At 51.6% G+C, this 19,386-nt stretch carries 17 protein-coding genes; 14 read left to right on the top strand and 3 right to left on the bottom strand.

Annotated elements, in window-relative coordinates; all coding sequences use genetic code 11:
- Window positions 1-326: 326 nt before the first annotated feature.
- Window positions 327-893 (top strand): hypothetical protein, encoded by a 567-nt coding sequence (locus tag SD425_RS03035; RefSeq protein WP_324675275.1) that lies wholly within the window; start codon window positions 327-329, stop codon window positions 891-893.
- Between the two features lie 112 nt (window positions 894-1,005).
- Here the strand turns inward: SD425_RS03035 and SD425_RS03030 are convergent, their stop codons facing one another.
- Together SD425_RS03030 and mscL are read right to left on the bottom strand one after the other, a co-directional pair.
- Window positions 1,006-1,464 (bottom strand): hypothetical protein, encoded by a 459-nt coding sequence (locus tag SD425_RS03030; protein WP_324675274.1) that lies wholly within the window; start codon window positions 1,462-1,464, stop codon window positions 1,006-1,008.
- Between the two features lie 130 nt (window positions 1,465-1,594).
- Window positions 1,595-2,029, bottom strand: a complete 435-nt coding sequence (gene mscL / locus SD425_RS03025; RefSeq protein ID WP_324675271.1) for a large conductance mechanosensitive channel protein MscL — start codon at window positions 2,027-2,029, stop codon at window positions 1,595-1,597.
- 175 nt (window positions 2,030-2,204) lie between these two features.
- Between mscL and SD425_RS03020 the strand changes: the two genes are divergently transcribed.
- The 7 genes from SD425_RS03020 to SD425_RS02990 all read left to right on the top strand — a co-directional run bounded on the left by SD425_RS03020 (window position 2,205) and on the right by SD425_RS02990 (window position 10,335).
- On the top strand, window positions 2,205-2,993 hold the full coding sequence (locus SD425_RS03020; protein ID WP_324675269.1) for an enoyl-CoA hydratase/isomerase family protein: 789 nt from the start codon (window positions 2,205-2,207) through the stop codon (window positions 2,991-2,993).
- A 117-nt stretch (window positions 2,994-3,110) separates the two neighbouring features.
- Window positions 3,111-4,631, top strand: coding sequence for a lipopolysaccharide biosynthesis protein (locus tag SD425_RS03015; RefSeq protein WP_324675267.1), 1,521 nt, complete (start codon window positions 3,111-3,113; stop codon window positions 4,629-4,631).
- Window positions 4,632-4,749: 118 nt separating this feature from the next.
- The gene (dut, locus tag SD425_RS03010) at window positions 4,750-5,184 is read left to right on the top strand and encodes a dUTP diphosphatase (protein WP_324675264.1); all 435 of its coding nucleotides are present in this window, start codon (window positions 4,750-4,752) and stop codon (window positions 5,182-5,184) included.
- A gap of 105 nt (window positions 5,185-5,289) precedes the next feature.
- Window positions 5,290-6,300 (top strand): sugar phosphate nucleotidyltransferase, encoded by a 1,011-nt coding sequence (locus SD425_RS03005; RefSeq protein WP_324675262.1) that lies wholly within the window; start codon window positions 5,290-5,292, stop codon window positions 6,298-6,300.
- 112 nt (window positions 6,301-6,412) lie between these two features.
- Entirely contained in the window at window positions 6,413-8,221 is a 1,809-nt protein-coding gene (locus SD425_RS03000) for a tetratricopeptide repeat protein (protein ID WP_324675260.1), read from the top strand.
- Window positions 8,214-8,993 (top strand): DUF4292 domain-containing protein, encoded by a 780-nt coding sequence (locus tag SD425_RS02995; protein WP_324675258.1) that lies wholly within the window; start codon window positions 8,214-8,216, stop codon window positions 8,991-8,993. Before SD425_RS03000 ends, SD425_RS02995 begins: the two co-directional genes overlap by 8 nt.
- Window positions 8,977-10,335 carry a murein hydrolase activator EnvC family protein gene (locus tag SD425_RS02990; protein ID WP_324675256.1) on the top strand — a complete coding sequence of 453 codons (1,359 nt, stop codon included), beginning with the start codon at window positions 8,977-8,979 and terminating at the stop codon, window positions 10,333-10,335. Before SD425_RS02995 ends, SD425_RS02990 begins: the two co-directional genes overlap by 17 nt.
- A 314-nt stretch (window positions 10,336-10,649) precedes the next feature.
- On the opposite strand, the gene SD425_RS02985 is transcribed toward SD425_RS02990, so the two are convergent.
- Window positions 10,650-11,612: a GAF domain-containing DNA-binding protein gene (locus SD425_RS02985; protein WP_324675254.1), complete on the bottom strand. Its 963-nt coding sequence runs from the start codon at window positions 11,610-11,612 to the stop codon at window positions 10,650-10,652.
- A 348-nt stretch (window positions 11,613-11,960) separates the two neighbouring features.
- On the opposite strand from SD425_RS02985, the gene SD425_RS02980 reads away from it, so the two are divergent.
- The 6 genes from SD425_RS02980 to ruvA all read left to right on the top strand — a co-directional run bounded on the left by SD425_RS02980 (window position 11,961) and on the right by ruvA (window position 19,355).
- Window positions 11,961-12,182, top strand: a complete 222-nt coding sequence (locus SD425_RS02980) for a twin-arginine translocase TatA/TatE family subunit (protein WP_324675252.1) — start codon at window positions 11,961-11,963, stop codon at window positions 12,180-12,182.
- A gap of 8 nt (window positions 12,183-12,190) precedes the next feature.
- On the top strand, window positions 12,191-12,559 hold the full coding sequence (tatA, locus tag SD425_RS02975) for a twin-arginine translocase TatA/TatE family subunit (RefSeq protein ID WP_324675250.1): 369 nt from the start codon (window positions 12,191-12,193) through the stop codon (window positions 12,557-12,559).
- A 9-nt stretch (window positions 12,560-12,568) separates the two neighbouring features.
- Complete coding sequence (gatA, locus tag SD425_RS02970) at window positions 12,569-14,008, top strand: Asp-tRNA(Asn)/Glu-tRNA(Gln) amidotransferase subunit GatA (protein ID WP_324675248.1); 1,440 nt, start codon at window positions 12,569-12,571, stop codon at window positions 14,006-14,008.
- On the top strand, window positions 14,008-15,987 hold the full coding sequence (locus SD425_RS02965) for a LysM peptidoglycan-binding domain-containing protein (RefSeq protein ID WP_324675245.1): 1,980 nt from the start codon (window positions 14,008-14,010) through the stop codon (window positions 15,985-15,987). Before gatA ends, SD425_RS02965 begins: the two co-directional genes overlap by 1 nt.
- A gap of 234 nt (window positions 15,988-16,221) precedes the next feature.
- Complete coding sequence (locus SD425_RS02960; RefSeq protein WP_324675243.1) at window positions 16,222-18,495, top strand: NADP-dependent malic enzyme; 2,274 nt, start codon at window positions 16,222-16,224, stop codon at window positions 18,493-18,495.
- A 254-nt stretch (window positions 18,496-18,749) separates the two neighbouring features.
- Window positions 18,750-19,355: a Holliday junction branch migration protein RuvA gene (gene ruvA / locus SD425_RS02955; protein ID WP_324675241.1), complete on the top strand. Its 606-nt coding sequence runs from the start codon at window positions 18,750-18,752 to the stop codon at window positions 19,353-19,355.
- Window positions 19,356-19,386: the final 31 nt, after the last annotated feature.

Genomic DNA, 19,386 nt, shown 5'->3' with positions numbered 1-19,386 from the left:
GAGGTTTTTTGTTTATTCCTAGCTACCGACTGGTAGTATCCTAGGTTGAGCCACTTACAGATTAAGTAAATAGCTTTGTACTATAAACGGCTTGTAAAGCGTATACAGTGCGTAGAACCTGCTTAAGGCTTTGCACCATTCTTCTTATTCTTATGCCCATGATAAAGCAGCTTGCCACCCAGCTACTCCTACTCTCTTGTGTATTCGTTAGCGGGTCAGCAATAGCCCAAGCTAAAAAGACACCGAAGAAACCAGCCTCTTCTTCAAAAACGTCTACTACCAGCCCGGCAAAACCTAGCGCACCTGCTTCACAGGAACCTACTACCTTGCAAAAGGGCGTTTCGCAGGTGCAAACGGTCCTCAATACCATGTATGACCCGCAAACTACTTCTACGTTTCATGCAGGCGATAGAGCAGTAAACGTTGGTATTGGGCTATTAGGCGCCAACCATGGGTATGATGTTTTTGGAAGCCTCAAGCAATCACCAGCATTAAGCATCACATACGAGCAAGGCATCACCGATAGCTTCGGCCCGGGTACTCTTAGTGTGGGAGGCCTGCTAGGCTATAAACACTACTACTATGACTTTCCGAAGACTGACTACAAAGCGAGCTGGACAGATATTATGCTCATGGCCCGTGGTGCTTACCACTATAATCTAACTAGTAATCCGCAGATAGATACGTACGCTGGCCTCACAGTAGGTGTACGTCTTAACTCTTACTCAAATACGAACCCAAATCCACAAAACGCCTACAACGACGAGGGCTTGCATTTGGCTACTGGTATCTTCCTAGGTGGTCGTTACTTCTTCACCGAAAAAGTAGGCGTTTTCGCGGAAGCTGGGTATGACATGACCTATCTGAAGCTTGGACTCACGGCAAAGTTCTAAGCCAAAAGAGTAGAAACAGCGCTTCACACAAGCCGGTACCTAGTCGTTCGGCATGAATGAAGCTACTGATTTCAACAAAAAGGCCTGGCAAAACTGCCAGGCCTTTTATGCTTTAGAAAAACAAGAAGTGATGTTTCTTTTTGTACTTGTGTCTGAGAGGCTTGCCCTTCGGGTCAATGCCAGGAGCAGGCCGGGTTTGCCCTCGTTTTTGGCGTGCCGTGCCAATGCGGTTGTCTTTGAACTTGCGCACTGTAAATCCGCCACTGCTTTTTTCAAATTGGCGGGCAGGTCCGGCAGCTCGTCCAAAGCTCGTGTTTGATGTGCCTCCCGAGCGTGCAGCCAGAATCTCCATCTGCTGGTCGCGCTTGGCTTCTTCGGGGTTCATGCTCATCCGACGCTGCATTTGGGTAACATCGGCTGCTGAATCCTTCTTTTTGGCTTTGCGTGTGCTACGCTCAGTACCAGGGGCACCTTGCATAATAGACGACGGGCTCGAATCCGCTGTCTGAGCCTGCCCATGGGAAACAAAGAATAGAACTGCCAAACAGGTAGCAGCAATCAGTTTTTTCATGCAATGAAGAAGTATCGGTCGTACCACTAGGCCAGAGCTACGGAGCATGGTTCCATGCAAGCCGCTAACGGGTAACTTAATAACTTCGTTCAAATTACAAGAAAAAGAGAGACTTACTACTTGTCTTATTTTAAGGTTTTAAAGTAGGCCCGCGTAATGCATCTCGAATTTCCATCAGTAGCACCTGCTCTTTCGTTGGCCCTGGATCAACGGTGGTCACGGCCAAGGGGCGCAACTTGATGCGGTTAGCCGCTTTTACGAGCAGGAATACGCAAAAAGCGATGATGAAGAAGTAAAGAATAGCATTCAAGAATAAGCCATAGTTGACAGTAGCAGCCCCAGCGGTTTTAGCCTGTTCAATCGTCTTATAGGACTGTCCATCTAGAGCAAAAAACCAGTTCTTAAAATCTATGCCGCCCGTTAGTAGACCCAAGAATGGCATCAACACGTCATCCGTCAAGGAAGTAACGATTTTTCCAAAAGCGGCCCCGATGATCACACCAACTGCCAAGTCCAGCACATTCCCCTTAGAGATAAACTCCTTAAATTCGGTTACGAAACCCATTAGTTTAGAAAGGTTTATAAGTGAAAAGATCAACAGTCGAGGTAAATATAGAAACTAAAGTTTCATATCTCCACTACGTTCAAGTGTAATAAACTACTGCTAGCTCCTCTCACGAGCCGCCAAGGTTTTGCTCCTATCTTTGCGCCTTATTCGACGGCTTTTGCTTTTGCTGCTCATGGCTCTTTTTGAAAACCTACTCTATACGGTCGATGCTGCTTCCGGCATCTTGACCATTATGCTGAATCGACCAGCTAAGCTCAATGCGTTGAACGCGGCTACTATCGAGGATATCCGGCAGGCGATGCAGGAGGCCCTAGACGATGCCGATGTGCGTGGCATCATCTTAACGGGCAGCGGCGACAAGGCCTTTGTGGCAGGCGCGGATATTGCCGAGCTAGCAGGGCTCAATGAAATAACGGGCCGGCGGGCCGCTGAGCTTGGTCAGGAGGCATTCTGCTTGATTGAGGAAAGCTCCAAACCAGTTATTGCTGCCGTAAACGGCTTTGCGCTGGGTGGCGGCTGCGAATTAGCCATGGCTTGCCACTTGCGCGTAGCCGCTGAAAATGCACGCTTTGGCCAGCCTGAAGTGAACCTAGGTCTAATTCCGGGGTACGGCGGCACGCAGCGTCTCACGCAGCTTATCGGCAAAGGGAAGGCGCTGGAGCTCATGCTCACGGGTGACCAGATCAAAGCGGATGAAGCGTTGCGGCTTGGCTTGGTCAACCATGTCGTGCCAGCGGCGGAACTTCTGCCCTTCTGCCAGCAGTTGCTGGGACGTATTCTCACCAAGGCGCCGCTTGCTGTCGGGCTGGTGATTGATTGCGTGAATGCCGCCTTCGACCAGGAACGCCACGGCTACCAGACAGAAGCGAATGCTTTCAGCCGCTGCTGCGGCTCCGAAGACTTTCGGGAAGGTACTCGCGCCTTCTTAGAAAAGCGAGCAGCCACGTTTACAGGTAAATAAATGTTAAGTATTGAGTATTGAATGGTAGATAAGCAACACTACTTACTTTAGCTACAAAGCTGATAGCAAGATCATTGCTTCATTCAAAAATCAACACTTAACACTCAACATTCCCAAATGAGTGTAGCTAAAAAGCTGGCAGGCCAAACGGCCGTGTACGGCGTAAGTAGTATTTTGGGGCGGGTGCTGTCATATCTGCTGGTGCCCGTGTATACGGCCCGGTTTGCGGCGGCCGAATACGGCGTTGTGACTGGTCTGTACGCCTATGTGTCGTTTCTGAACGTGCTGTTCACCTACGGCATGGAAACAACCTACTTCCGCTTTGCCAACCGGCCAGGCACCGACCGCAAGCGCCTGTACGACGAGGTGCTCAGCTTGTTGCTTGTGAGTAGCGTCGTATTGTCGGGCTTGCTGGTGCTCATTGCCAAGCCTCTGATGCAGTTCATGAGTCTGCCGCCCGAGCAAAGCATTTACGCCGTCTGGATTGCTTTGATTTTGGGGCTAGATGCCATTGCGGCTATACCATATGCTAGGCTGCGGCTCGAAAACAAGGCGGGTAAGTTCGCAGCCATCCGCATGACCAACATTCTGCTCTACGTTGGCCTGAACTTATTCTTTATCGTGCTCTGCCCTGATATACTGGAAGGCAAGTATCTGGCTGCACTTAAACCTTTAATAGCAACTCTTTACAATCCCACTATCGGGGTTGGGTATGTATTCTTATCCAATTTGGCCGCTAGCATCATCACCTTGCTTCTCCTAGGTAAGGAGCTGACTGACTTCCGCTTCCACTTGAACCTGGAGCCGTTGCGGCCGATGTTGAAGTACGCCTATCCTATTATGTTGATGGGTCTGGCTGGCATGGTTAACGAAACACTCGACCGAATTTTGCTGGGTTGGTGGCTCCCCCAAGGTTTCTATCCGGGTCAATCGAGCTTGGCGGCAGTAGGCGTATACGGCGCCTGCTACAAGCTCAGCATCTTTATGTCGCTCGTTATTCAGGCGTTCCGCTACGCCGCCGAGCCGTTCTTTTTTGCCCAAAGCACGGAGAAGAATTCTCCGGCCACTTTTGCTTTAGTGATGAAGTGGTTTACGCTGAGCTGCGCTGTAATTTTCGTATTCATTAGCATCAACATTGAGGATTTCAGCCTGTTATTTCTTCGCCGCCCTGAATACCGCGAAGGTGTAGGTGTAGTACCTATTCTATTGCTGGCCAATCTGTTCCTAGGGGTGTATTACAACCTTTCAGTGTGGTTTAAGCTGACAGATAAAACCTACTTCGGCACGTACATCTCCTTCGGCGGTGCTCTGCTCACCATTGCCCTCAACTTCCTGCTCATTCCATTGCTCGGCTACATGGGTTCGGCCCTGACGACCCTAGCTTGCTACTTCATGATGGCAGCCGTATGCTGGTACCTAGGCAATTATCACTTCCCAGTTCCTTATCCTGTGGCGCGGCTACTGAGCTGGTTGCTGCTCGCCGTAGGGTTAGTCACAATTTCATGGTTTATCCCTGTAGCCGACTACTGGCTGCGTCATACTTTCCACGCGGGCATCTGTCTCCTCTTTGTGGGTCTTCTCTACTTGGTGGAACGCCCGAAAAAACAGGCTTCGGCGCCACAGCTAACGCGAAAGTAGACCTAGGTCGCCGGCCACAACATCACGCAAATTTTCAAAATCTTCTTGGCCGATGCACCTAGCATTGTGTTCGGTCTATCTTTGTTGCCAAACATGGCAAACGCCTGTTGCTCTGCTCATGCAAATACCCGTTATAAATCGTTCTCGGCATCCGCTGCCCGCTTATCAAACGGCCCATGCCGCCGGCTTGGATGTGCGAGCCAACCTCACGGAGCCGGTTACGTTGAAGCCCCTACAACGTGCGCTTATTCCGACGGGGTTGTTCATGGAAATTCCAATTGGGTATGAAGTGCAAGTACGGCCTCGTAGCGGCTTGGCTTACAAGCACGGCATTACCATCGTCAACAGTCCCGGCACCATCGATGCAGACTATCGTGGCGAGCTGATGGTGCTGCTGGTCAACCTTTCCGACACGGAATTCATCGTGCAGGATGGCGAGCGGGTGGCCCAGCTCATTGTGGCTCGACATGAAACCATCACGTGGGAGTTAGCCGAAGCCTTGAGTGAAACAGCGCGCGGGGCAGGCGGCTACGGCAGTACCGGCGTTCAGTAGTGAGCGAGTTTTAACCGTCGCGTTTCACTTCTTTGTCATAATTTCCTTTCTTACCTACCCCCAACAAAACTCACCTCTCATTTCTCTATTATCACCTTTAAGACTATGAAAATCATCGTCCCGATGGCCGGCATGGGCAAACGCATGCGTCCGCACACCCTCACGGTTCCCAAACCACTTATTCCAATTGCGGGCAAGCCGATCGTGCAACGCTTGGTGGAGGATATTGCGAAGGTGTGTGGTGAACCAGTTGATGAGGTAGCCTTCATCATTGGTCGTTTCGGCGAAACCGTGGAGAAAAGCCTCGTGAAGATTGCCGAATCAGTAGGCGCCAAAGGATCTATCTACTACCAAGACGAGCCCCTAGGTACTGCTCACGCTATTTTGGCGGCCAAAGATTCACTGAGCGGCCCCTTGGTAGTGGCTTTCGCTGATACCCTCTTCAAGGCTGACTTTACGCTGGATAGCTCAGCAGCCGGCACTATCTGGGTGCAGCGCGTAGATGACCCGAAACCTTTTGGCGTAGTAAAGCTGAATGAAAACGGCGAAATCACAGACTTCGTGGAGAAACCCGAGGAGTTTGTATCCGACCTAGCTATTATCGGCATCTACTACTTCCAGGACGGCGCTTACCTGCGCGACGAGCTTCAGTTCCTGCTCGACAACGACATCAAAGACAAAGGCGAGTACCAGCTCACCAATGCTCTGGAAAACATGAAAAATAAAGGCACTACGTTCGTGCCTGGCCGCGTGACGGAGTGGCTCGACTGCGGCAACAAAGACGCAACCGTATACACCAATCAGCGCTACCTAGAGTACTTACAGGAGCGCGGCGAGAACTTGGTATCTGACTCGGCCAAAGTGACCAATAGCGTCCTCATTCCCCCCGTGTATGTAGGTGAAGGCGTAATCATCACCGATTCGGTAGTCGGCCCACACGTATCACTCGGCAACCAAGCAAACGTTCGTGGCTCGGTGGTGTCGAACTCTATCGTACAACAATCAGCTACTGTCGCACACACTACTGTAACTAACTCAATGATTGGTAACTTCGCTACGGTAGCTAGCACGCCCAAAGACCTGAGCCTAGGTGACTACAACACGCTGCGCGTGTGATATTTTTGTTACTTGTGACGTTATCAGGAGCGCGGACATTTGTTTGCCTATTTACGTAGCTGGCTTAACTCCTTTATCCGAATAGCGGACGACAGTCCGCGCTCTTGCGTCCATGAGTCGTTTTTCACTTTCGCTTTTACTTTTTCTTGGCCTGCTGCTGGCTCATGAAGGCTACGCACAACAGGCTAGCTCGAGCCCGGACGCGGCTACGGCCAAACCACACAAGCTCAGTCGTAAAGAGCGAAAGGAGCTAGCGCGCCGGGCCACGATAGAATCGGCAAAGCAACAAGCTCAACCTCTTTCGGAGAAGGATCGCGAAATCAGCGAGTCCTTCTTCGTAGATGGGGTGAAGTTTCTGCTCTTAGAGGACTACAACAAAGCCTTGGAGCGGTTGCTAAAAGCCTACGCGCTCAACCCCAACAATGCAGCCATCAATTATAAGATTGCTGAAACCAATCTGCTGAGCGGCAACTACAAGGACGCAACCAACTTTGCGAATGCGGCCGTAAAGCTCGATTCCAAAAACGCTTACTACTATCTGCTGCTAGCGCAGATTTACACAAATCAGAAACAGTTCGATCAAGCGACGAAGGTTTATACCAGCCTCATCCACGACGTACCGAACTCGGGCTATTATTTGTTCAACCTAGCTGATCTGTACATGGCGCAGGGCAAGCTGAACGAGGCCCTAGCTACTTTCGACCAAGCCGAAAAACAGTTTGGCCCAATGGATGAAGTTTCGTTTAAGAAGCAGCAGATTTACCTAAAGCAAAACAATCTCGACAAGGCACTTAAAGAAGGCGAAACGCTCATTACCACCAATCCGGAAGAGATTCGCTACGTAATTGCTCAGGCCGAGCTATATGCGTCTAACAACCGCTTTCCCGACGCTATTCGAGTTGCCCAACAAGCCCTGAAGCAGGATCCAGATAATCCGCAGGCCCGCATGATTTTGGCGGATGTGTATCGGCAACAGGGCAACACGCCCGAATCGGAGAAGCAGATTAAACAGGCTTTCGAGAGCCCTGCCCTCGATATTGATGACAAGGTGCGGATTCTAGTCGATTATATCCGGCAGCTACCTAACCCAAAACTCGAGCAAACGGCCCTCGACCTAGCAGCCATCACTACCCGTACGCACCCAAAGGAAGCGAAAGCCTACGCCGTGGCCGGCGACATTCAGACGATTACGGAGCATAAAAAAGATGCCCGCGATACGTACCTAAAAGCTATCCAGCTCGACAACTCTAAGTTCCAGCTGTGGCAGCAAGTCGTACTAATCGACGCCGAGCTAAACCAGACGGACTCTTTACTGCGGCACTCCGAACGGGCTTTGGAGCTTTTCCCTAACCAAGCTTCCCTGTGGTTTTACAATGGCGTAGCTCACTTGCTGAATAAGCAGCCAGCTAAAGGCGTAAAGTCACTGGAATACGGCCGCAAACTCGCCACCGATAACCCCGAGCTACTGGCGCAATTTGATACGCAGCTTGGCGATGCATACCACGAGCTCAAGGATAATCCCAAATCGGATGCCGCATATGATGCAGCCCTAGCTTTCGACGCCAACAATGCCCAGGCACTGAACAACTACAGTTATTTTCTGTCGTTGCGAGGCGAGAAGCTGGATAAGGCGAAAGAAATGGCAGCTAAGCTTGTGAAGCAGTTCCCGGACAACGACACCTACCTGGATACGTACGCGTGGGTACTCTACAAGCAAAAGGATTATGCTGGTGCCCGCCAAAGCTTAGAAAAAGCGCTGAAGACGTCGAAAGACGCTACTATTTTCGAGCACTATGGCGACGTACTTTATCAGTTGGGCGACCAAGAAAAAGCGCTGGCACAATGGCAGCGCGCCAAGGTCATCGGAGGGGCATCGCCCTTTGTTGACCGCAAAATTAAAGAGAAAAAGCTATATGAATAGATGCTTCCCGCTGGTGTTGTTCCTAGCAGCCTTTTTACTAGGAAGCTGCGCTCGTAAGACCGTTCCAACGGCTTCGAAGAACCCTAGCACCACACCAGCTCCAGTAGCAGATGTTGCCCGGGCGTCCAGCGTAGATTTCCGCTACTTATCAGCCAAGGGGAAAGCACAAATTGAACAAGAAGGCAATAAGCTTCCGACAGCCAACCTGACGCTGCGAGTGCGCAAAGACAGTATTATTTGGCTCTCGGTTTCGGTAGCTGGTTTTGAAGGAGCGCGTGCCTACATCACTCGCGACTCTGTGCGGGTTCTTAACAAACTGCAACGGGAGTACTACGCAGGCGATTTTGCCTACCTCAGCCAGCGGTTAAATGTGCCTGTTACCTTCGACCAGGTGCAAGCCATTTTGCTAGGTAACTACTTACTCGCTCCTACTGGCTCTACCCCGGAGGTTACAACGGAAGGTACCACACAGCGTGTGCAGTTCCAACAGGCAAGTTTGCTAGTCGAGCAGCTCATCAATCTAGGTCAGCAGAAGGTGCAAAAGCTCAACGTGAAAGATTCGCAAAGTCAAAATAATGTGACAGTTGACTTTAGCGACTTTCGTGCTGTGGCGCCTGCTAATCAACTGTTTGCTTACAACGTAGTGCTCCAAATTCAACAAGCACAAGGGCCTACCTCCTCAGCAACTATTAACTACCGCAACGTGGACGTAGACAAAGAACGCCTTGCGTTTCCTTTCTCCGTGCCTTCTGGTTATGCGCGGAAGAAGTAACGTTTGGGGTATTTGGCTAGTTGTGGGGTTGCTGGCGCTAAGTCAAGCAACGGCACCCTTAGCGCAGCAGCGTCGGCGAACCGCCTCCACGAAGAAGAGCAAAGCTCAGCTACAGCGGGAACGACAAGCAACGTTGCGGCGCATCAACGAAACAAGCCGCATTCTAGCCCAAACGCAGCGCCAAAAAGAAGCCTCCCTAGGTCAACTGAATGCGCTGAAGGAAAAGCTGACGGTTCAGCAAGGCGTTATTCGTAACATCTCGTCTGAGCTAAAGTACATCGAGTCAGATGTACAGCAGACGGAGACGCAAGTACAGCACACTTCTCAAAGCCTAAAGCAGCTTCAGGAGGAATACGGCCGGCTGGTGTACGCTTCCTCCAAAACGGCGAATAGCTACAACAGCATCATGTTCTTGTTCGCGGCTGAGTCATTCAACCAGTTCATGCAACGCTTGCGCTACGTGCGCCAGTACTCGGAAGTACGCCGGACCCAAGCCGCACAGATTGCCAGCACCCAGCAGCGCTTGACCCAGCAACTCACAGGTCTGACTGAAAAAAAACAGGAAAAGAGCAGTCTGCTGAGCACTCAACTTTCGGAGAACCGCAACTTAGTCTCCCTCAAAACGCAGCAAGACCAGGTCGTTACGAAGCTTAGTCAACAAGAAGAACAACTACGACGCGAGCTAGCGGAACGCCAGCAGGCAGTGGTACGGCTCGATAATCTCATAGCGGAGCGTGTACGAGAAGAAATTGCCCGTGCCGCTCGCGCCGCGGCGGCTCGCGCAGCTGCTCGGGCAGCGGCTCGTAACAGCACGGCCACGCGGCGTAGCCCAAGCTCTACGAGTCGCACCAGTGCTGCCGAGGAAGCCGCTGTGGCCGCGGCGGAACGTGTCGACCGCGTAACGCTTACCCCCGAAGCCGCTGTTCTCTCTTCTTCGTTTGCCGAGAACCAAGGCCGGTTGCTATGGCCCGTTGCGCGGGGCTTCATCTCACAACACTTTGGCCGCCATGCACACCCGGTACTTAAGCATGTTATAGTAGAGAACCGCGGCGTTGACATTCAAACCAATGCGGGCGAACCAGTACGCGCTATTTTCAACGGTAAGGTGCTCACAGTGGCTAACATTGCTGGCATGAACAACATCGTCATGATTCAACACGGCGAATATTTCACTGTTTATGCGAAGCTGCGTAGTGTCAGTGTTAGCGAAGGAGAGCAAGTGCACATGCGCCAGCAGATAGGTACTGTGTACACCAATACGGAGGGAACATCAGAGCTCCAGTTTCAGGTATGGCGCAACAGTGCCAACCTCAACCCTGAGAGATGGCTTGGCCACAAGTAACAGGTTCACTGCCCTTTATAGTAGTTCACTACAGCTGTGCAGTGCCAAAGCAAACAGCTTGAAATAAAAAAACACCGTACAACGTACGGTGCCTTTCCAAGCTATGAAAACAAACTTAGCTAACAGACGGTCCTCTCGGACATCAGCAATGAGGCGATAACGCCTGCTGAGCTGAAAAGCCCTCCCGCTAACATTCCGAAATATAGACAAAGCCTTGCCTTTTGCACACAGCTATTCGGCCAAATGGCATTTTTTCTCGACTAGCTGCGCCATTTTGCCTGTTGGCAAAGCGTTAGTTGGCTCAGTTGCAGAAGTTAGAGCAAATTGAGCCGGTTCAACAAGCTACTTTTATAAGAATTTCCGATCGGAACAGGCATCAAGTTATTGGCTTCCGTGCCTCGGCCTGTATCGACTAGCGCGGCATCTGCTTCGATGGACACAATGCGGTCGAGTCGAACGATATACTTACGATGCACCCTAGCAAAGTCGCGCGCAGGCAACTTTGTTTCCAACTCCTTCATGGTGCTATATACTGTAAAACGCTCGCGGCCCGTGTAAATGTTTACGTAATCACCGAGAGCCTCTACATAGCGAATGTCTGCCGTTTTGAGGCGCAGTAGCTTCTGCTCCTGCTTGATAAATATTTCGGCTCGGCTAACCAAATACATAGATTCGGCAGCGTCGTTGGCCATGCGGAGTAGGCCATCAAGCTTTTGCTGCTCCTGCTCTAGCTGCAGGCGCGCTCGACGTAATTCTAGATGCGCAACGACCTCCCGGGCCAGAATACGCATGGCCTCGCGCTGCTCATCACTCAGTCGGCGCGGTACTGTATCGAGTGCGCAAATGGTACCAAGAGGTTGGCCTTCAGGAGTTATGAGGGGCGCTCCGACATAAAACCGAATTCCACTTGCCGAATCCGTAACGAAAGGATTGCTCTTGAAGAGCGGATCTTTAGTTGTGTCTTCTACCTCAAACACATCATCAGCCAGCATTGCATACTGACAAAAAGCTTTATCTCGGCTGGTACTTTGAATTCCTTCAAATCCAATTTGTGCCTTAAACCATTGCCTGTCGGCGTCGATGAGTGAAACCAGTGAAACGGGCGTACCACAGATGTAAGCAGCCAAACGAACCAAATCATCAAACACCTTCTCGGGAGGGCTGTCAAGAATTTGGTAATTACGTAACACTTCGAGGCGTTCTGCTTCGTTTACAGAACGCAATGCGGAAAGCAAAGGTCGAGTGATTTCAGAAGCAGAATTTGATTTCGACGGCATTAGAACAAGGGTTGGAAAGGGCGGACACGACTGCAGGTAGTGGCAGAATCGCAATAAATGCACAACATGCACTTACAAGGATACAAAATACGGCTTCTGCGCTAGGTATCTAGTACGATTTTCGGCGAAATACTCTTCTGCTTCGATGAACTTAGTTTTAAATTAATCAGTACTGAAGGTGCGTACGCAACTGGACAAGATCTAGATTGAATATAGTAGCTGATGCTGAAAAGATTGGGGTTTCTGCGGCGCCTTTAAAAATTAAGCGGTACTTTTACCAATCCTGAAATAGGCTGCACTGCGTATAGCTAGCTCACCACCTCTAACTCGGCTTCAGGCCACATCGTTATGACACTCGCTTCGCTTTTCCTGATCGGCAACTTTGGCACAACAGAGATTCTGCTGATCGTTGTCGCTATCATCTTACTGTTTGGCGCAAAACGCATTCCTGATCTGTTTCGAGGCATGGGACAAGGCATCCGCGAGTTTAAAGATGCTTCCAAAGAAGAAAAGCCTGAGTTTCGCGACCGGCCTGTTAACCCAAATGATCCCACCCAACCACGTCGATAATTAAAGCCATGAACACTTCCCTTTTGCTTTTTTTAGGTGACATCGGCGGTAGCGAACTGATGTTGATCTTAGTCGTTATCCTGATTTTCTTTGGTGCCAACAAAATTCCGGAGCTAGCTCGTGGCCTTGGTAAAGGTATCCGCGAGTTCAAAGACGCTTCGCGTGAGATTCGTAGCGAAATTGAAAACGCAGGTCAGCCAACGCAGCAGCATTACAACGCCCCTAGCTACCAGCAGCCTGCACAACCTGTGTATCCGGGTACCCCCACCGAACCGCAGCCTTATGTTGGCCCCGAGCCAACCGTAGCGCCGCCCATGGATGGTGGTATTACACCGCAAACTTCTGAGCGGTCCCGCCTTGATCAGACCACCAACTAACCTTGTGATTTGAGACGGTTTAACTCTCTTACCGAAGTTCGAAACGAGCTGACGGCAGGCACTACCACCTGTCGTCAGCTCGTGGAGTATTATCTAGATAACATCCAGCGGGAAAGCAATTTGAATGCTTTCCTGGAGGTATGGCCTGACGAAGCACGTGCCCAAGCTGATGCCGTCGACGCGAAGCTAGCTGCTGGTACAGCAGGGAAGCTAGCAGGTATGGTTGTGGGCTTGAAGGATGTATTAGCTTACAAAGACCACGCTTTGCAATCGAGTAGCCATATCCTGGATGGCTTCAAGTCCTTGTTCACCGGGACGGCTGTACAGCGCTTGCTCGATGAGGACGCTATTTTCATTGGCCGGCAGAACTGCGACGAGTTTGCCATGGGTGCCTCCAACGAAACTTCCTATTTCGGACCGGTGCGCAATGCGCTTGATCCTACTCGGGTATCGGGTGGCTCTTCGGGTGGCTCGGCAGTGGCTGTACAAGCTGACCTCTGCTTAGCTTCCATTGGCTCTGACACGGGCGGTTCAGTACGCCAGCCAGCGGCTTTTTGTGGTATTGTAGGTTTCAAGCCCACGTATTCACGCATTTCACGCTACGGTTTGATTGCGTACGCTTCCTCGTTTGACCAGATAGGCACTTTAACTCGCTCTGTTGAGGACGCGGCGTTGCTGCTGGAGGTAATGGCTGGCCCTGATGAATTCGACAGCACCGTAAGCAAGGAGCCAGTGCCTGCTTATAGCGAGCTTCTTACCCCGGCGCCTCACTACCGTATCGGTTATATTCGCGACTGCTTGGAGCGCCCGGGCCTGAACCCCGAAATTAAAGCGGCGACGGAAGAAGCACTCGATGTGCTACGTGGTCAAGGCCACGTAGTCGAGGCAGTAGATTTCCCTTACCTTGACTACATCGTACCGTCTTATTATATCTTAACCACAGCTGAAGCTAGCTCTAACCTGAGCCGTTTTGATGGCGTGAAGTACGGCTACCGAGCTCCTGACGCTACCGACTTGGAGTCACTTTATAAGAAGACTCGCTCGCAAGGTTTTGGGCCAGAAGTGCAGCGCCGTATTCTGCTTGGCACTTTTGTGTTGTCGGCAGATTACTACGATGCCTATTACACCAAGGCACAACGGGTACGCCGGTTGATCAAGGAGAAAACCGACGAGCTCCTGCGGCAGTACGACTTCTTGGTGCTTCCGACTACGCCTACTACTGCTTTCCACATCGGCGATGTGGAGCAAGACACTTTGGCGATGTACCTAGCTGATATTTTCACGGTGCAGGCATCGTTGGCCGGGGTACCCGCTATTTCGGTGCCATCAGGCACCGATTCAGAAGGTATGCCGATTGGCTTGCAGATTCTCAGCGGTGCGTTCCGGGAAGAACACCTGCTGGCCTTCTCAAAACTGGTTACGGAGTCGCTCACCCCTGCTTTGCCCTGATGAAAAACGTGTTGGTTCGTACCATTGCCGGGCTTCTGTTACTGCTCGCTTTTGCCTCGCCGACGGTGGCGCAAATCGTACCCGAACAAAACCTAGGTTATGAACGAACTGACTCAGTGCAGCTCGTGCTGCCTGATTCGCTAGTAGCTGCACCCGTCGTCATCGACTCGGTGCAGCTTGCTTGGCTGCGCACCCCTCCTACTATGCGCGATTTGGTGGCTGACCGCATTGGCTGCCTCGAAACTGACGTACCGCACCTGTTTAATAACACGGTGATGAGCTTCGTGAACTACTTCACGATAAACAATCGGGCTTATACGCAGCGGATTCTAGAGCGCGAAAATTTGTATTTCCCGCTTTTTGAGAAATACTTAGCGAAATACAACCTCCCGAAAGACCTGAAGTATCTGGCGGTAGTGGAGTCAGCCCTAGTGCCACAAGCACGCTCGCGTGTGGGAGCGGTAGGGTTGTGGCAGTTTATGGGACCAACTGCCAATGATTTTCGGCTCGTGCGCAACGACTACATTGATGAGCGCATGAATCCGGAGAAATCGACGGAGGCCGCTTGCCGATTCCTTCGCGACCTATATCGCATGTTCGGTGATTGGGAGCTAGCTCTTTCCGCTTACAACTACGGCTCGGGCAACATCATGAAGGCCATTCGCCGGGCGGGCGGACAGCGGAACTTCTGGGCTATTTACCCCTACTTGCCCAAAGAAACGCGCAACTACGTTCCAACCTTCACAGCCGCCCTTTACACGCTGAAGTATGCCCACGAACACGGCTTACATTCTGACTCGTTGCATTACCTCTATCCTGAACCAACAGACACCCTTATTATTTCAGGTCGGTCGCTGGATTTGCGTAAGTTCTCAGCACAGTTCGGGTTGGATTCGACGGAGATTGCGCGCCATAACCCGGAAATCAAAAAGGCCTACTTGCCTGAGACTTTGCGTAACTATAGGCTTACAGTCCCGGCATGCATCCGGCCAGAGCTAGCCGCAGTTGACCGTACTACGTTGCTCGACTTCTGCAAAGTAACGGTTCCGCCTCCGGCATTGCTTATGCCCCGCTTTCCTAGCTTGCTCGATGCAACAGCTACCCAGCCCATGCTGGCGGCTACAGCACCACAAGCCGATGTACGCTACCGCCGCGTGCGCCATTCCGTGCGCCGTGGCGAGAACCTAGCTTCTGTAGCAGAGCAGTACAACGTAACCTCGACACAAATCGCTCGCTGGAACAATTTGCGCCGAGGTCGTGCTTTAACACTAAAGCAGCAATTAGTTGTTTATCTGCCCACTGAGCAACCTTCGGCTTCTGCATCAACGTCAATAGCTATTAGAAAGCTAGCTATCCCAACTACCTTACCCCTATTTGGAGGTAAAGAAGCTGTGGCAACACGTAAGAGCATCCGGGAGCCTGCCGTAGCAGTCGCTGCTCAGAAGGACTCTGACGCCGTGGCGAAGACCGTTCCAGCGCCAGTCAAATCGGCTCCGATAGCCCGAGTGGCCAAAGAGCCAACGTCGACTCCAGCGCTACTGGAAACAGCAGCTAGCCTTTCCACCGATAGCGCACTAACTACTTACAGTGTGCAACGTGGCGACAACCTAGACAAGATAGCTCGTGCACACGGCATGACCGCTTCCCAACTCATGGCCTTAAACCATCTTCGGTCGGCAAACCTAAGTATAGGTCAAAAACTAGTGTTCTACGGCTCAGAGGAAGAGGAATCTCTCCCAGAGCCAGTAGTAGCTAGCAACACAAACTTACCGGCGGCACCCGCTCGCGCTACTGCTAAAGCTTCAACAAAACCAGCTACTGCACCATTACCCAAAATACACTTAGTACAACCGGGCGATACGCTTTACAATATTTCACGGCGCTATCATGGCGTTACGGTAGAGCAACTTCGCAAGCTTAACCATTTAAAATCGGATGAAGTGAAGCCTGGGCAGAAGTTGGTGCTGGAGCAAAGCTAGGTTATCCATGTAGCGTTAGGCTATAAAAGTACCGTTCAGGTTGAACTGACTTCCCAACGACACTGGTGTACTAGACAAACCTTTGACACATAGTTATTTTCCTTGCCCTGAGCTACCCAGTAGCTCAGGGCTTTTTTATAGCTAAGTTGGTTGCCCGAGCCTTCCATTCCGCTCAAAATTGCCAACTTGCCTATTGGATGCAAATTTCTCCACCCCTTGCCTCTACCTTTTCCCATGTCCAAGATTAACAAGCAAGACGCCCTCAACTACCACGCCCAAGGCCCAGCCGGTAAGATTGAGGTAGTGCCCACCAAGCCCGTTAGTACCCAATCGGACCTAGCCCTAGCTTACTCGCCAGGCGTAGCCGAACCTTGTAAAGCAATTGCGGCCAATCCGGCTGATGTATATAAGTATACTGCTAAGGGCAACTTAGTAGGCGTGATCAGTAATGGCACGGCGGTGCTGGGCCTAGGTAACATTGGGCCAGAAGCCTCAAAACCGGTGATGGAGGGCAAAGGCGTTCTATTCAAGAAATTTGCGGGCATCGACTGCTTCGACATCGAGATTGATGCGACCGATCCGGATGAGTTTATCCGCATTGTGAAGGCGCTGGAGCCCACTTTCGGCGGCATCAACCTAGAAGATATCAAGGCACCCGAGTGCTTCCGCATTGAGACGGCCCTGCGCGAGCAGATGAACATTCCGCTCATGCACGACGACCAGCACGGTACGGCCATCATCACCTCAGCGGCGTTGCTGAACGCGCTGGAAGTGGTAGGCAAGCAGATTGACAAAGTAAAGCTAGTGGTGAGCGGTGCTGGTGCTGCGGCCGTATCCTGCTTGCGTTTGTATTTAGAGCTAGGTGTGAAGCTGGAAAATGTGGTGGTCTTTGATAAGGATGGCATCATCACTCCGGCGCGCACTGATTTGGCGGACATGCAGTTGAGGTTTGCCACTACGCGTCCGATCAGCACGTTAGCAGAAGCGATGGAAGGTGCTGATGTGTTCCTAGGCTTGTCGGCGGCCAATGTGCTGCCAGCCGAACTGCTGCTGGCTATGGCACCCAACCCGATTGTGTTTGCCCTGGCCAACCCAAACCCAGAGATTGACTATGACCTAGCCATCTCGACGCGCCACGACATTATTATGGCTACGGGTCGCTCCGACCACCCGAACCAGGTGAACAACGTGCTCGGTTTTCCCTACATCTTCCGGGGAGCACTCGACGTACGCGCCACCGAAATAAACGAGGCCATGAAGCTTGCCGCGGTGCATGCGTTGGCGGAGCTAGCGAAGGATGTAGTGCCCGAGATGGTAAATCAGGCTTATAGTGACACCACTCTCACCTTCGGTCGCACATATCTTATCCCCAAACCTCTCGACCCGCGCCTGATCACCACTATTTCACCGGCGGTGGCCAAGGCTGCTATGGAGAGTGGTGTAGCTCGGCAGCCCATTACCGACTGGGCAGCGTATGAGGATGAGTTGCGTGGACGCTTAGGTGCCAACCAGAAGCTGATGAACCGTATCATCTCGGCGGCGAAAGCGAACCCAAAACGAATCGTATTTGCCGAAGCCGACAATTACAAGATCCTTAAGGCTGCGCAAACTCTACGGGATGAGAATATTGCCTATCCGATTCTACTAGGCAACCACGATAAGATCCGGCAGATTGCTCAGGCTAATAATCTCGACCTGGAAGGCTGCCAGATCATCGACATTCTGCAGGAAGACGCCAAACGTGCCGAGTATGCAGAACTACTCTACCAAAAGCGGCAGCGCCGCGGCATCACGCTGTACGAAGGCCGCCGCTTGTTGCGTGAGCGGAACTACTATGGTTCGATGATGCTGGAAACCGGTGAGGCCGATGCTTTTATTACTGGTCTGACCAAAGACTACGGCAAGTCGATTTTGCCTTCCCTACAAGTAATTGGTGTGGAAGATGGTGTGAAGCGAGTAGCCGGTATGTATATCATCCAGCACAAGAAAGGCCCATTCTTCTTCTCGGACACTACCGTGAATATCGACCCCACGGCCGAGCAGATGGTAGATATTATTGGCCTAACGGCCCGGGCCGTGCGCTTCTTCGATGCTGAACCTAGGATTGCAGTGCTGAGCTATTCCAACTTCGGCTCTAACCCCGGCGACCTCCCCGACAAGGCGCGCCGTGCCACGGAGCTAGCTAAGCAGCGCTACCCCGACCTGATTCTGGATGGTGAGATGCAGGCCAACACCGCCCTGAATCCGCAACTCCTGCAAGAACAATATCCCTTCAGCGAGCTAGCTCAAAAAGGTGGCGCCAATACGCTCATCTTCCCGAACGTTATTTCGGGCAACATTGCCTATAAAGTGCTCCAAGAGATTGGCGGCGCCGAGGTAATTGGGCCCGTACTAATGGGAATGCGTAAGCCCGTTCACATTCTGCAGCTAGGTGCTTCCGTGCGCGAAATCGTGAATATGGCGGCTATTGCAGTGGTTGACGCTCACCGCGGTGGCAAGGGTCTGTAGCAACATACCCTCTTGTTTGTAACGACTGTACCTAGCTAGTCACTAGAGCAGACGGAAAACAACTGCACCACACTGTGCAAATTCGCAAGCCACAGCCCATCTGTTATAACTTAACCTAGTTGAACTATAACGGACGCTTTTTTGGCGTGCTACTCCGATTTCATTAGTTTTATGAAGTGTTGATGAACTCAGCTGTGGAAGCCTACCTGCCCCGGCTGAGTTCACCACTTTATATTGCTTTTGAAATCCCCTCTATGATTGCATATATCGACGGCAAACTGGCTTACAAAGATCCCGCGCAAGCTATACTAGACGTCAACGGCATTGGCTACGAAATCAAGATTTCGCTGGCTACTTACTCGAAGCTACCTGCTGAGGAAGAACGGATTAAGCTCTACACGTACCAGCACATCAAGGAAGACGCTCACACCCTCTACGGGTTTTTGGACCCGAATGAGCGCGCTTTGTTCATGCTCCTGATTTCAGTTTCGGGTATTGGCCCCGGCACTGGCATCGTGATGGTTTCGTCTATGTCGGTGGGCGAAATCCGGCAAGCCATTGTACAGGAAGACGTACGCGCTATTCAGAGCATCAAGGGCGTTGGGCCGAAAACAGCACAGCGCGTGATATTGGAGCTACGCGACCGATTACGAAAAGATGAATTATTAGCGAAAGCCGGGGTCGACACGGTGCCGTTGGCCCGTGCGCACAATACCAACCGCGCTGAAGCGTTAGCCGCTTTAGTTACCCTAGGGTTTGCACGCGCTGCGGCCGAGAAAACTCTAGACACTATCCAAAGTCGTCACGGCAATGACTTGACCGTGGAGGCCCTCATCAAATTTGCGCTGAAATCTAATTAGAAATCTACCCGGCTACCGCCCGTTTCTTAGC

The organism is Hymenobacter sp. GOD-10R, assembly GCF_035609205.1.
GTDB lineage: Bacteria > Bacteroidota > Bacteroidia > Cytophagales > Hymenobacteraceae > Hymenobacter.
This window is presented reverse-complemented; position numbering and strand designations above follow the sequence as displayed.